At 62.8% G+C, this 13,210-nt stretch carries 12 protein-coding genes; 10 read left to right on the forward strand and 2 right to left on the reverse strand.

Features of this window, described 5'->3' with window-relative positions; translation table 11 throughout:
- Positions 1 to 71: 71 nt before the first annotated feature.
- A complete protein-coding gene (gcvA, locus tag GH660_RS01925; RefSeq protein WP_368666105.1) occupies positions 72 to 1,055 on the reverse strand; it encodes a transcriptional regulator GcvA in 984 nt (327 codons plus the stop codon).
- Positions 1,056 to 1,159: 104 nt separating this feature from the next.
- Here gcvA and GH660_RS01930 point away from each other — a divergent pair, with 104 nt between their 5' ends.
- The 10 genes from GH660_RS01930 (at position 1,160) to GH660_RS01975 (ending at position 9,085) form a co-directional block, all read left to right on the forward strand.
- On the forward strand, positions 1,160 to 1,366 hold the full coding sequence (locus GH660_RS01930; RefSeq protein WP_153144884.1) for a hypothetical protein: 207 nt from the start codon (positions 1,160 to 1,162) through the stop codon (positions 1,364 to 1,366).
- 178 nt (positions 1,367 to 1,544) lie between these two features.
- The gene (locus GH660_RS01935) at positions 1,545 to 1,973 is read left to right on the forward strand and encodes a cytochrome c (RefSeq protein ID WP_153144885.1); all 429 of its coding nucleotides are present in this window, start codon (positions 1,545 to 1,547) and stop codon (positions 1,971 to 1,973) included.
- Positions 1,974 to 1,992: 19 nt separating this feature from the next.
- On the forward strand, positions 1,993 to 3,369 hold the full coding sequence (locus GH660_RS01940; RefSeq protein ID WP_153144886.1) for a cbb3-type cytochrome c oxidase subunit I: 1,377 nt from the start codon (positions 1,993 to 1,995) through the stop codon (positions 3,367 to 3,369).
- 109 nt (positions 3,370 to 3,478) lie between these two features.
- A complete protein-coding gene (locus GH660_RS01945) occupies positions 3,479 to 4,069 on the forward strand; it encodes a cytochrome c oxidase subunit 3 family protein (protein WP_153144887.1) in 591 nt (196 codons plus the stop codon).
- A 2-nt stretch (positions 4,070 to 4,071) separates the two neighbouring features.
- On the forward strand, positions 4,072 to 4,338 hold the full coding sequence (locus GH660_RS01950) for a cytochrome C oxidase subunit IV family protein (protein WP_153144888.1): 267 nt from the start codon (positions 4,072 to 4,074) through the stop codon (positions 4,336 to 4,338).
- A complete protein-coding gene (locus tag GH660_RS01955) occupies positions 4,335 to 5,117 on the forward strand; it encodes a CbbQ/NirQ/NorQ/GpvN family protein (protein ID WP_153144889.1) in 783 nt (260 codons plus the stop codon). The genes GH660_RS01950 and GH660_RS01955 overlap by 4 nt, the downstream gene beginning before the upstream one ends.
- Positions 5,098 to 5,505: a hypothetical protein gene (locus tag GH660_RS01960; protein ID WP_153144890.1), complete on the forward strand. Its 408-nt coding sequence runs from the start codon at positions 5,098 to 5,100 to the stop codon at positions 5,503 to 5,505. Before GH660_RS01955 ends, GH660_RS01960 begins: the two co-directional genes overlap by 20 nt.
- Positions 5,502 to 6,473, forward strand: coding sequence for a 4Fe-4S binding protein (locus GH660_RS01965; RefSeq protein ID WP_153144891.1), 972 nt, complete (start codon positions 5,502 to 5,504; stop codon positions 6,471 to 6,473). The genes GH660_RS01960 and GH660_RS01965 overlap by 4 nt, the downstream gene beginning before the upstream one ends.
- Before the next feature lies 1 nt (position 6,474).
- Positions 6,475 to 8,313: a nitric oxide reductase activation protein NorD gene (locus GH660_RS01970; protein ID WP_153144892.1), complete on the forward strand. Its 1,839-nt coding sequence runs from the start codon at positions 6,475 to 6,477 to the stop codon at positions 8,311 to 8,313.
- Positions 8,314 to 8,389: 76 nt separating this feature from the next.
- Entirely contained in the window at positions 8,390 to 9,085 is a 696-nt protein-coding gene (locus GH660_RS01975) for a Crp/Fnr family transcriptional regulator (RefSeq protein ID WP_153144893.1), read from the forward strand.
- Between the two features lie 79 nt (positions 9,086 to 9,164).
- Here GH660_RS01975 and GH660_RS01980 read toward each other — a convergent pair whose 3' ends face one another.
- Positions 9,165 to 13,172 (reverse strand): retention module-containing protein, encoded by a 4,008-nt coding sequence (locus GH660_RS01980; protein ID WP_153144894.1) that lies wholly within the window; start codon positions 13,170 to 13,172, stop codon positions 9,165 to 9,167.
- Between the last annotated feature and the right edge of the window lie 38 nt (positions 13,173 to 13,210).

A 13,210-nucleotide genomic window follows, 5' to 3' on the forward strand; every position in this document is an offset into this window, starting at 1 on the left:
CCGGATGATAGCAGCGCCGCCTCGCGGCGCCTGTGACGACGTGTAATGGCATGCTGAACGCGCCACTTGGGCTACCCCGCCAGCGGCGTTTCGGCCTCGGCAACCAGCCATTTCCGGAATGCCGACACCATTTCCTGATCGGCCATGGCCTGCGGCACGACGAGGAAATACGAATAGGCCGACGGGAGAAAAACGGAGAAAGGAACGACCAGGCGCCCGGCGGCGACGTCGGCCTCGATCAGCGGCCTCGGCACCAGCGCCACACCCTGCCCTTCGAGCACCGCCTCAAGAACCAGCAGGGTATTCGAGAAACGCGGTCCGCGTTCGATATCGACCCCGCCGACACCGGCAAGATCGAGCCACTCCCGCCAGATCGGCCCCTTTCCGGCACTCGGCAGCGATTCGTCGTGGAGCAGGATGTGCCGGCTCAAGTCATCCGGCGAACGCAATGGCATCTCCCCGGACATCAGCCGCGGACTGCAGGCCACAACGAAATAGGGCGTAAGCACTCTTTCGACGAGGCAACCGGGATATGAACCCGTTCCAAAGCGGATCGCCACCTCGCCCGCTTCGCTACGCGGGTCGATCAATTCGCCTTTCGGAGCCGTTGCGAATTGCGGGCCGTCGATGTTTTCCGGCTTGCTGGCAATCCTGATCGCCAACGCCGGCTGCTCCGCAGAGAATCGCGACAGGCGGGGAACCAGCCAGCGCGTCGCGAACGAAGGCGGCGCACTGACGTTCAGGGCCGGCGCCGTGCCGCGCCGCGTACTTTCGACCGCCGCCGCAAAGCTGTCGAGGCCCTCGCGCACCCTGGGAAACATTGCCAGACCCGCCTCGCTCAGCTGCAGCAGGTTTTGCCGGCGATGGAAAAGGAGGCAGCCAAGATAGGACTCGAGGGTCTTGATCTGCTGGCTGACGGCCGATGGCGTCACGTGCAATTCCTCCGCCGCCTTCCTGAAGCTGAGGTGACGCGCGGCCGCTTCGAAGGTACGAAACGTGGACAGCGGGGGAAGTCGGTAAGCCAGGACAGGTACCTCGCAAGCCGGGAAGCCGATTAAGTTTTACTTACGCCAAGGATAACAAATCATGGTTTGCTGCACCGCAGCATAGACACTATATTGAGGTCGTAAATTCAAATCAAGCAGCGAAGGAGTCAGTCATGTCCATCTACGCATATCTCTGTCGTAGCGCCATGTTCCCCCTCAAAACGCCAATCCGGACCCTGGACTACGACGCGGTCTTCAAAGGCGAAGCAAGCCCGCCGCCGGACAAGGAGCAGAGCAGCACCTACCTGCCCGGTCTCAGGCCTGTCGAATACGATGTCGATGCGTATTTCAAGGATGTATTTGCCGGCCCGGTATTCTGACCCCACACCCTGCCGGCCCTGTCCGGCAGGTCTGCACATGTTGCTGGCGCCCTGGCTTGCGGCCCGGATTGTGAACTTATTCCCCTGACGCCCGACATTTTTAGCGAACATCAAAGCCCCCTGCCCGCCTCGCCGCCTACCATCGGCCGGCCAAACAATTTCCGAAAGGGGGAAAACAATGAGTGGCGCTTTCACCAAATCGATGGCGCGGAACATATTCTACGGGGGGACCGTCTTCTTCTTCCTGTTGTTCCTCGCGCTGTCATTCGACACCCATTCGCAGCTTCCCAAGCGCGACATGCGGGCCAACATCACGCCGCAGATCGCCGAAGGCAAGAAGCTTTGGGAGGTTAACAACTGCATTGGTTGCCACACCCTGATGGGTGAAGGCGCCTACTTTGCCCCCGAACTGGGCAACGTGGTCGTCCGCTACGGCGACGAAGGCACCAAGGCCTTCATCCAGGCGCGTCCGAAGGACGGCATTCCGGGCCGTCGCAGCATGCCGCAGTTCAACTTCACCGACGAGCAGCTGGACGCCATCGTGGCCTTCCTGAAGCACGTCAATTCGATCAACGACGCCAACTGGCCGCCCAACGACCAGGGCTGATCGAGAGGAGACACTGAACATGCAATTCAAATCGCAAGCGGTTGCAAAACCCTACTTCATCGCGGCCATCGGCCTCTTCGTCGGCCAGATCCTGTTCGGCCTGATCCTCGGCCTGCAGTACGTTCTGGGCGACTTCCTGTTCCCGGCCATTCCGTTCAACGTGGCCCGCATGGTCCACACCAACCTGCTGATCGTCTGGCTGCTCTTCGGCTTCATGGGCGGCGCCTACTACATGATCCCTGAGGAATCCGAGACCGAACTGTTCAGCCCGAAACTGGCGCTGGCGCTGTTCTGGATCTTCCTGGTGGCTGGTGCGCTGACCATCGTCGGCTACCTGGCGGTGCCGTACGCCACACTGGCCGAACTGACCGGCAACAACCTCCTCGAGACGATGGGCCGCGAGTTCCTCGAGCAACCGCTGCCGACCAAGCTGGGCATCGTCGTCGTGGCGCTGGGCTTCCTGTTCAACCTGACCCTGACGGTACTGAAGGGCAAGAAGACTTCGATCTCGCTGGTGCTGCTGCTCGGCCTCTGGGGTCTCGCCGTCTTCTTCCTGTTCTCGTTCTACAACCCGGTGAACGTCGTTCTCGACAAGTTCTTCTGGTGGTGGACGGTGCACCTCTGGGTGGAAGGCGTGTGGGAACTGATCCTCGGCTCCTTCCTGGCCTTCGTGCTGATCAAGACGACCGGTGTTGACCGTGAAGTGATCGAAAAGTGGCTGTATGTCATCGTTACCCTGACGCTGATCACCGGCATCATCGGTACCGGTCACCACTACTTCTGGATCGGGACGCCGGAATACTGGCAGTGGTGGGGTTCCATCTTCTCCGCGCTGGAGCCGATCCCGTTCTTCGCCATGACCGTCTTCGCCTTCAACATGGTGAACCGTCGTCGTCGCGAGCACCCGAACAAGGCCGCCGTCCTGTGGGCCCTGGGTACCGGTGTGATGGCTTTCCTGGGCGCTGGCGTGTGGGGCTTCCTGCACACCCTGGCTCCGGTCAACTACTACACCCACGGTACGCAGATCACCGCCGCTCACGGTCACATGGCTTTCTATGGCGCCTACGCCATGGTCAACCTGATGATGATCTCCTACGCCATGCCCATCCTGCGCGGCCGTGCTGCCAACAGCAACAAGTCGCAAGTGCTGGAAATGTGGTCGTTCTGGCTGATGACAGTTGCCATGGTCTTCATCACGCTGTTCCTGACCGCCGCCGGCATCCTGCAGGTCTGGCTGCAACGTGCTTCCGATACCCCGTTGCCGTTCATGGTGGCGCAGGAGAAGATCGCGCTGTTCTACTGGATGCGCGAATGGGCCGGCGTCGCTTTCCTTGTCGGTCTCGTCATCTACATCCTGAGCTTCTTCGTGGGTGGCCAGGAAGAAAAGGCCGCCTGAGCAGTTTCCTCCAGGTAGCACTTGGGGCGCCGGTCGCAGGACCGGCGCCTTTTTTCATTTTTGGGCCACATCAAGTTCCGCGGCAAGGCTTGCCGATAAGATGTGCGCCATGACCGCAATCGCTCCAACCGCACCCGAAACACCCGCCAGAAGGCTGCCCGGCGACCTCGCTATCTGGTTCTTCATCCTCGCCGAGATGCTGGCCTTCGCGGTGTTCTTCTCCGCCTACGCCTTCGCGCGGGCGACCCACGTCGCGGAATTCAACCTCTACCAGCAGACCTTGGACCGCAACCTGGGCGCGCTGAACACCGTGCTGCTGATCACCGGCTCGTGGTTCGTCGTCCTCGCCGTACAGGCCGCGCACCGCGACGACCGCCCGGCGATCCCGCGCAACATCCTGCTCGGCTTCCTGTGCGGCGCCGGCTTCCTGGCGGTCAAGGTCGTCGAGTATGCCGCCAAGTTCGGCGCCGGCATTTCAATGTCGACCAACACCTTCTACATGTTCTACATCTCGCTGACCTTCTTCCACTTCATGCACGTCATCCTCGGCATGGTCATCCTCGCCATCCTCTGGGTGCAGGCGAGGAAGGGGGTGTATGGCAGCCACGATGCGCACGGCCTGGAAAGCGGCGCCGCCTACTGGCACATGGTCGACCTGCTGTGGATCGTCCTTTTCCCGCTCGTTTACGTGATGCGCTGACCATGAACGCCCTCAAGAACCCAGCCCACCGCGCCTGGCTCGTCCTGCTGGTCGCCACCGCCATCACCTGGTATCTCGGCGAAGTCGGTGCCGCCGGCACATTGTCCATCGTCGCCATGCTGCTCATCGCCTTCGTCAAGGGCCGCCTGGTGATCCTCGACTTCATGGAGCTGCGCAACGCTCCGGCGCTCTGGCGCGCCCTGCTCGAAGGCTGGCTTATACTCGTCTCCAGCCTGATTCTGCTCGCCTACTGGATCTCTCTCAAATGACCGACCTGCCCTTCTACGAACCCTCCGGCAATGAAATCGCCCTCTTCGAGCACGCCTACCGCGAGCGCCTGCCGCTGCTCATCAAGGGCCCGACCGGCTGCGGCAAGACGCGCTTCGTCGCGCACATGGCGGCGCGCCTCAAGCTGCCGCTGTACACCGTCGCCTGCCACGACGACCTGACCGCCGCCGATTTGGTCGGCCGCCACCTGATTTCCGACAAGGGCACCTACTGGTGCGACGGGCCGCTGACCCGCGCCGTGCGCGAAGGCGGCATCTGCTACCTTGACGAAGTGGTCGAGGCGCGCAAGGACACCACCGTCGTCCTGCACCCGCTGGCCGACGATCGCCGCATCCTGCCCATCGACCGCACCGGCGAGACGCTGGAAGCGCCGGACAATTTCATGCTGGTCGTCTCCTACAACCCCGGCTACCAGAACCTGCTGAAGGGCCTCAAGCCGTCGACCCGCCAGCGTTTCGTCTCGATGCGCTTCGATTTCCCCGGCGCCGAGCGCGAAATTTCCATCCTGATCGGCGAAACCGGCTGCGACGCCGATCTCGCCAAGCGTCTGGTCGGCATCGCCAAGGCCTTCCGCGCGCTGAAGGACCGCGACCTCGAGGAAGTCGCCAGCACCCGCCTGCTGGTTTACGCCGCAACGCTGATCAAGTCCGGCTTCGATGTCTCCGCCGCCTGCCGCGCCGCGCTGGTCGAAAGCCTGACCGACGACGAGGAAACCGTCGCCGCGCTGATGGAAATCGTCGATGCCACTTTCGGACGATGATTTCGGCTTCACCGAGGAGAAGGCCGGGCAAAATCTGGCCGTCCTCGCCGAGACGCTGTTCCTGGCCAACCTCCTGCTGGCGCCCGGCATCGCCTTCGCGATCCTGCTCTGGCTGTGGCTGCGCTACAAGGACAGCGCGCCGCCGCTCGCCCGCCAACATCTCAAGCAAGCCACCTTCGTCAGCCTTTACGGCGGCCTGCTGATCGTCTCGCTGACTGCCATTTTCATCCTGGTCGGCGGCCTTTACTGGGAATACACCTGGGTCGCCGTCATCCTCTACTTCACCTGCATCCACTCGACGCTGGTGCTGTTCGGCATGTTCGGACTGATCAAGGCCCTGGCCGGGCAGACCTGGCGCTTCCCGCTGATCGGCCCGCGCAATCCATGAGCAAGCCGGCGCTGCAACGCTACCGGGTGCTGGCGCAGATCGGTTTTTTCGCGCTGTTCACGTTGACGCCGATCTTCGATCTCTTCCGCTACGACCTGACCGAGAAGCACGCCTACTTCCTGACCATCCCTTGGCACCTGGGCATCGACGACCTGATCGCCGGGCGCGTCGATGCCGGGACTGCTGCGGTCAACCTGATTTTTTTCCTGTTTTTACCGGTGCTCGGCACGCTGGCGCTGATCATCGGCGTCGCCTGGAAATGGGGCCGCCTCTATTGCGGCTGGCTGTGCCCGCACTTTTCCGTGGTCGAAACCATCAACCGCCTTATGCTCTTCGCCACCGGCAAGCATTCGGTCTGGGACAAGAAGGAAACCCCGCCCTGGGAACCCGACGGCACACCGGCGCCGCGCGACAAGCGCTACTGGTTCGCCGTCGTTCCCGCCGCCATCGCCTTCGCCTTCGCTTGGGCCGTCGTCGGCCTGACCTACCTGATGCCGCCGTTTCACGTCTATTCCGGCTTATTCACTTTCAGCCTTTATCGCGGCGAAGTCATTTTCCTGGCCGCCGCCACCACCGTGCTGACCTTGGAATTTCTCTTCGCCCGCCACCTCTTCTGTCGCTACGCCTGCGCCGTCGGGCTCTTTCAAAGCTTCGCCTGGATGGGCAACAAGAAGGCGATGGTCGTCGGTTTCGAGCGCGAGCGTCTGACCGACTGCGCATCCTGCCTCAACGGCAATGGCTCGGCCTGCGACGCCGTCTGTCCGATGCGCCTCAAGCCGCGCAACGTCAAACGCTGGATGTTCGCCTGCACGCAATGCGGCCAGTGTATTTCGGCCTGCGGCACGGTCAACCGCAACAACCCGCAGGGACAACTGCTGCGCTGGGTCGCCAACGACGACGCCCGGCGCAACGAAGCACGCTTCTCGGCCCTGTCGAACGTCGACGAGGACGCCGGAGGAAAGGCCTGACATGGAAGAGTTCATCGGCAAGATCTGGCACAACTGGGTCACCAAGGCCGCCGCCGGCCACTACCCGGCGGCCGCCGTCAAGCTGGCCGAGGTCGAGAAGACGGCCGGCATCCTGTTCCGCGCCTTCGGCGGCGACCCCGGCCTGAAAGTTGCGGCCGCCACCGCCGAGCAGCACGGCGCCCGCCGCCGCTGGCTGCAGCGCGTCGCCGGCAGCGGCGAAAAGGTCGCCCACGCCCGGCGCGACGCCGAAACCCTGCGCCTGCCGCCGGAAATCGCCGCCTTTCCCGACAAGACCCTGAATCGCGACCTCTTCCTGTGGCTGGCGGCGCTCGCCGCCAGCGACGTCGCGCCGGGCAAACCGTGGTTCATCCGCAACCAGCTCGCCTGCCAGGCCGCGCTGGCCCGCTTCCCCGGCCTCGCGCCGCGCTACGCGCGCCTGGTCGCCGCCCATCTCGCCGAACGCATCGACCCGACCCACCTCCAGCCCGACGAAGCGGCGCAGGAACAGGCCATCCGCCTGGCCCTTCAACAGCCTGCTGCGGTCGACGGCCTGCCGCCGCTCAATTCCCGGAAATCGCGCCCGCCGCAACCGGTGCTGCTGTGGCTGGTCGCCGCCGATGAAGCGGCGCCCGGCAAGGTCGCCGACCCCGGCGAAAACCTGCCTCCCGAAGGCAGCGGCAGCGCCGAAGCCGAAGAGGACGCGCACAAGGCCGAGCAGGTCGAGACGCCCGACAACAAGGCGCCGATGCTTGCGATGTTCCGCGCCGAGAGCCTGCCGACCTGGGCCGAATACGTGCGCGTGAATCGCGCCTTCGACGAGGACGAGAACCCCGATGCCCGCAACGTCGCCAAGGACCTCGACAAGCTCTCACTGACCCGCGACGGCCAGACCGCCCAGTCGCGCGTCCGTTTCGACCTCGACCTGCCGTCGGCCGCCGAGGACGACACGCCGATCGGCCCCGGTATCGCCCTGCCGGAATGGGATTACCGCAAGGCGCAGCTGCTGGAACGACACTGCCACCTGCAGCCGATGCTCGCCTGCGACGCCGGCCACGCCGCGCTGCCAGAGGAACTTGCCGCCACCGCGCGCAAGCTGCGCGGCCAGTTCGCCGCCCTCGCCCCACAGCGCCGCTGGCTCAAGGCGCAGCCGGACGGCCCCGAGCTCGACGTCGATTCCTGCGTGCGCAACCATGCCGATCGCGCCAGCGGCCATACGCCGGAAAGCGGCGGCTACCTGGCCCAGGCGCGCTGCGAGCGCGACCTCGCCTGCCTGCTGCTGGCCGACCTGTCGATGTCCACCGATGCCTGGATTTCCGACAGCCACCGCATCGTCGACGTCATCCGCGATTCGCTTTTGCTCTTTTCCGAGGCGTTAACCGCAACCGGCGACCGCTTCGGCATCTACGGCTTCTCCTCGCTGCGCCGGCAGAACGTGCGCTTCCACCTGCTCAAGGATTTCGCCGGCCGCTACGACGCCGCCGCCCGCGCCCGCATTCTGGCCATCAAGCCTGGTTTCTACACACGCATGGGTGCCGCCCTGCGCCAGTCGGCGAATATCCTGCACGAACAGCCGGCCAGCCGCCGCCTGCTGCTGATCATCACCGACGGCAAGCCGAACGACCTCGACCTCTACGACTCCCGCTACGGCATCGAGGACACCAGGATGGCCGTCCACGAGGCCCGGCGCCTGGGCCTGACCCCCTTCTGCGTCACTATCGACCGCGAAGCCGGCGCCTACCTGCCCTATCTCTTCGGCCCTGCCGGCTTCTGCGTCATCCGCAAGCCGGAGGAGCTGCCGCGCCGCCTCCCCCTCCTTTACGCGCAACTGACACGTCAATGAATAGTCAAAAAGGAGTATTGTTTCGGCACTAGGCGAGTGACACCATCGCGGCACCCGGATTTAGCGAAGATCAAGAATGAATTCCAACCACCCGATCAACATCGAAGCGCTGCTCACCCACATCCCGCTCTTCAACGGCCTGGCGCCCGAGGAAATTGCCCGCATCGCTCATGGCACGCGTGAAATCCACGCCAGCAAGGGCGACATCCTGTTCCACAAGGGCGACCCCTGCAACGGCTTCCACCTGCTGGTTTATGGCCAGATCAAGCTGGCCTTCACCTCGCAGCAGGGCAACGAAAAGGTCGTCGAGATCCTGACCCAGGGCCAGAGCTTCGGCGAAGCCATCATGTTCATGGAAAAGCCCTACATCGTCTTCGCCCAGGCGCTGACCGACTCGCTGCTGCTGCACGTCTCGAAGCACGCCGTCTTCGACGAACTGCAGCGCGACCACAACCTGTGCCGCAAGATGCTGGCCGGCATGGCCATGCGCCTGCACCAGCTGATGAACGACGTCGAATCCTACTCGCTGCACTCCGGCAAACAGCGCATCATCGGCTACCTGCTGCGCGAACTTGCAGAAGAAGACCAGAACGGCATCAACGTCGCGGTCACCCTGCCGACCAACAAGGGCGTCATTGCCTCCCGCCTCAACCTGACCCAGGAACACTTCTCGCGCATCCTGCACGAGCTTTCCGAGTTGGGGCTGATCGTGATCGAGGGGCGGAAAATCCATATTCCGAGCGTGGCGAATTTGCGGAAGCACGAGGGCTGATTCGGGTTTGCACCCACCGCGCCCAATGAAAAAGGGGCGATGAAAATCGCCCCTTTTTGATGGTCGACCGCGACAGGCGTCAGTCGGTCTGCAATTTGCCCTTGGTCAGCAAGTCTTGAATGATCGCCTGATCGCTCAAGGTGCCGTTGCTGGTCAGGTCGACACCCTGCAGTACGATCTGCTGAGTCATCTCCCCGCCTGCACCATTCGGACGGACGTTGATCACGGTGTCGCTGCCCTGCTTGGAGAAGTCGAGGTAGCTATCCAGAGCCGTCGCCGTCGTCGCCGTTCCCTGCAAGATATCGCGCAGGTCGAGTCGGTCCCCGCCCGAGGCGTAAGTGGCCGTATTGAAGTCGGTAATGACATCGCGCGCAGGGTTCGCCAGGGTGCCGCGGTCCGCCAAATTCCAGACAAAGGTGTCGGCCCCCGCGCCGCCGGTCAGCATATCGTTACCTGCGCCACCGTTGAGTGTATCGCCTCCGCTGGCAGCGGTGCTTACAAGCACATCGTTACCGGCAAGACCGTTAATCGTTGTAGCGTTTGTTGACGTATCAACGAGAATGTTATCTGCCGTCGTGCCATCCATATCGCCAGAATCTCGGGTGACAGTGACCGAACCCGTTGATGTTTTTACAACCGTCGAGTTGGTATCGAGATCAAACACACTGGTTGAGGCAGTGTAGTTAAACGATCCACCAGAAGCGCTTGAACCGCCCGTATCAGTAATAACAACGTTTGAGCCACTGAGGCTAGCAGTCAAGCTGTTAGCCGACGATATCGCCGTGATGCTGGCCGCCCCCACGTCGTTATACAAGAACGCCGACATCGGAATAGTAAATGCAGTTCCAAGCGCAGTATTAGTGATGACCGTATCGACAGCACTGGTTTGGGGGTGGGTTATGACCACATCGACCGTTCTGGACAGGGAGGCGGAATCCAAATTCGAGATCTCCGTGGCTGTAGCTGTGGCGGTCAAATGCGCCGTCCCTTGTACGTTAGCTGGGACAATGAGTTTGATCGAGGATATGGACCAGCCCGTCACATCAACATTACTGGTGGCACCTGCCGCACCTGTGGCGGTAAATGTATTGGTGCCATCGGTCAGCGTAAATCCTGACGGAATGCCACTGATCTCAACCTTGAGCGTTTCCGAACCATCCGCATCGGCCAGCGAAGACGTCAAGCCCAGATTGACAACCCCATCGTCATTGGTGGAAACACTGCTTGCGCTACTGCTGGTGACTCGATCAAAGACTATCTTATTGATAAGGTAGTCATTATCCCCTCCCGATGGCGCAGTGAATATAACCTGGTTGAATTGAGCACCGCTGGCAGGCCGAAGCGTCGTGACCGCATCGACGGCGTCAGTGCCACCGATGGTGCTCGTATAGCTACCTAGCACGGTTCCTGCGTTAAGGAACTGTACCGAATACCTTTCGCCAGCAGCAAGCCACGCGAATGCCACATCAATCGAAGAGACCAGGTTGTCGAAATTGACCACCAGACTCTCGGAGCCTGTGCCGGCGAGGTAGCCAAGCTCGGTTGTATCGCCGGATGCAGCCCCCGACACACCGAATCCATCAGGACTTCCAGTCTTGAGGCTAATTGCTCCCGCGCTACCATTGGGGTTGTAGGCAAGCATATTGAAGCCGTTCGTGGTCGTTGTGGCATTGGCGGAAGTGATGCTTGTGGCGGTATAAACCAGGGCACCAAAACTGAGGCTCGGGGTATCCGCAACGGCCGTGATGTTGATATTGATGCTGTCGGTATCGTTCAGCGGCCCACCCGTGCCCGTATTCCCGCCGTCGCTGGTGGTCATGGTCAGCGCCACCGTACCGTTGGCATTGGCCACCGGAACATACGTCGGCTGGTTGGCCGCCGTCGCCAGGTAGGTATTCAGGTTGGCCCGCGTGCCACTCAGAACGATGCTGCCGGTACCCGAACCGGTCACCGTGACACCGCCGGCAGACGCCGCCGTCAGCGTGCCACTGCCCACCGAGAGCGTCACCGTCAGCGTACCACTGCCCGCGTCGACATCCGCTACTGACAGCCCGCTCAGCTTGAGCGAGGTGTCTTCGTTGGTCGTGTAGCTCGCCGGCATCGCATTCACCGGCGCGTCGTTGACCGCCGCCACGTTAACCGTGCTGGTCACCGTGTTGCTAGCGTGGTTTGCCGCTTGCCCATCGTCGATCTGATAACTGATCGTCCGCGCCAGCGTGCTCGGGTTGTCCGAGGTGTTGGCGTAGGTCACCGCGCGCAACGCCGCCTGCCATTGCGCCACCGTCGCCGTGTTCCCCGCCGAACTCAACGTCAGTACGCCGGTCGCCGCGTTGTAGCTGCCCGTGATGTTGCCGTAGCTCGTGCCCGCCGTGAAGCCGAGCACGTCCTGGCTCGCCTGGAAATTGCCCGTGATGCTCACCGTCGCCGAGGCTAGCGTTGCGTTGTCCGCATCGCTGACCGTGAGCGACCCGTTGATCGCCTGCGCAACCTGGTTCTCGGTATACGACAGCGTGCTGCCGCTCGCCAGCAGCGGCGCATCGTTCACCGCCGTGATGTTGAGGTTGATGCTGTCCGTGTCGCTCAGCGGACCGCCTGTGCCCGTGTTGCCGCCGTCACTGGTGGTCATGGTCAGCTCCACCGTCCCGCTGGCATTGGCTACCGGCACATAGGTCGGCTGGTTGGCCACCGTCGCCAGGTACGTATTCAGATTGGCCAGGGTGCCACTCAGAACGATACTGCCGGTGCCCGAACCGGCCACCGTGACACCACCGGCAGAGGCCGCCGTCAGTGTGCCGCTGCCCACCGCGAGCGTCACCGTCATCGTGCCGCTGCCCGCGTCGACGTCCGCTACTGACAGCCCGCTCAATTTGAGCGAGGTGTCTTCGTTGGTCGTGTAACTCGCCGGCATCGCATTCACCGGAGCTTCATTGGCGTTGGAGAGGTTGATCGTGAAGTTCGCCGTGCCGACGCTGCCGTCCGACGAGGTCGCCTGCACCGTGATGGTGTGGCTGGTCGCGCTCTCGTAGTCGAGCAGGCTGCCGTTGGCCACCGTCACCACGCCCGTCACCGGGTCGATGGCAAAGCGCCCGCCGGCGTCGTTGGTCAGCGTGTAGCCGGTGATCGTCGCGCCGCTGTCGGCGTCGCTGCCGAGCGCCGTGACCCCGACCACCGTGCCGGTCGCCGCGTTCTCGGCCACGCTGTTGGCCGCCGCGTTGCTGTCGGCCACCAGGACCGGGTTGTCATTCACATTGCTCAGGTTGATCGTGAAGTTCGCCGTGCCGACGCTGCCGTCCGACGAGGTCGCCTGCACCGTGATGGTGTGGCTGGTCGCGCTCTCGTAGTCGAGCAGGCTGCCGTTGGCCACCGTCACCACGCCCGTCACCGGGTCGATGGCAAAGCGCCCGCCGGCGTCGTTGGTCAGCGTGTAGCCGGTGATCGTCGCGCCGCTGTCGGCGTCGCTGCCGAGCGCCGTGACCCCGACCACCGTGCCGGTCGCCGCGTTCTCGGCCACGCTGTTGGCCGCCGCGTTGCTGTCGGCCACCAGGACCGGGTTGTCATTGGCCAGATCAAGTTGGCTGGCCAAGTCAATGCCTAGAGAAACGCGCGCAATCGGAATGCTGCCTTGGATGGTATCGGTCAGGGGAAAGCGGGTAGTAGAAAACTGGAAAGCCAGCGGATCGACGGCTTCAACAACCCGCATCAGTTCGATAAAGGTATGTCCATCCTTATGCTCTATCGCTCCAGCCCCACGTCCGCCATCATCCTCGAAACTGAAGGTGCCATCGGAACCGACAATAGCCTTGCTCACCTTGGCAAAGCCCTTGGGGTTATTTTGGATGGCGCTGTCACCTGCGTTTGGCAGGTCGGGCGCTGCAACCTCGGCGTCTATCTTTGCGGCTTCATTGGCATCTACGACCAGTTCACGGCCATCGGCCAGCTTCAGCTGAACCTGTCCACCCTCGGCCGCCTGAACGACCTCTCCCTCGCGGATCGAATCGCCGCTCTTCAGACGACGGAGCTTCCCGCTTGCGTCGCGGGCAAACGCTTCGCCATTGATTTTTCCGACGCGGGCGATGACTTCGGCCATGACACTACTCCAGCATGATTAGCGATGCCGGAAGTGTA

Source organism: Dechloromonas sp. H13 (assembly GCF_009469615.1).
Taxonomy (GTDB): Bacteria; Pseudomonadota; Gammaproteobacteria; order Burkholderiales; family Rhodocyclaceae; genus Azonexus.

What these genes read in the sequence shown, in the direction of transcription:
- GH660_RS01940 (WP_153144886.1), top strand. Translation starts at nt 1,993, where the DNA reads ATGCAATTCAAATCGCAAGCGGTTGCAAAACCCTACTTCATCGCGGCC.
- GH660_RS01965 (WP_153144891.1), top strand. Translation starts at nt 5,502, where the DNA reads ATGAGCAAGCCGGCGCTGCAACGCTACCGGGTGCTGGCGCAGATCGGT.
- GH660_RS01950 (WP_153144888.1), top strand. Translation starts at nt 4,072, where the DNA reads ATGAACGCCCTCAAGAACCCAGCCCACCGCGCCTGGCTCGTCCTGCTG.
- GH660_RS01970 (WP_153144892.1), top strand. Translation starts at nt 6,475, where the DNA reads ATGGAAGAGTTCATCGGCAAGATCTGGCACAACTGGGTCACCAAGGCC.
- GH660_RS01960 (WP_153144890.1), top strand. Translation starts at nt 5,098, where the DNA reads ATGCCACTTTCGGACGATGATTTCGGCTTCACCGAGGAGAAGGCCGGG.
- GH660_RS01955 (WP_153144889.1), top strand. Translation starts at nt 4,335, where the DNA reads ATGACCGACCTGCCCTTCTACGAACCCTCCGGCAATGAAATCGCCCTC.
- GH660_RS01945 (WP_153144887.1), top strand. Translation starts at nt 3,479, where the DNA reads ATGACCGCAATCGCTCCAACCGCACCCGAAACACCCGCCAGAAGGCTG.
- GH660_RS01980 (WP_153144894.1), bottom strand. Translation starts at nt 13,172, where the DNA reads ATGGCCGAAGTCATCGCCCGCGTCGGAAAAATCAATGGCGAAGCGTTT.
- GH660_RS01935 (WP_153144885.1), top strand. Translation starts at nt 1,545, where the DNA reads ATGAGTGGCGCTTTCACCAAATCGATGGCGCGGAACATATTCTACGGG.
- GH660_RS01975 (WP_153144893.1), top strand. Translation starts at nt 8,390, where the DNA reads ATGAATTCCAACCACCCGATCAACATCGAAGCGCTGCTCACCCACATC.
- GH660_RS01930 (WP_153144884.1), top strand. Translation starts at nt 1,160, where the DNA reads ATGTCCATCTACGCATATCTCTGTCGTAGCGCCATGTTCCCCCTCAAA.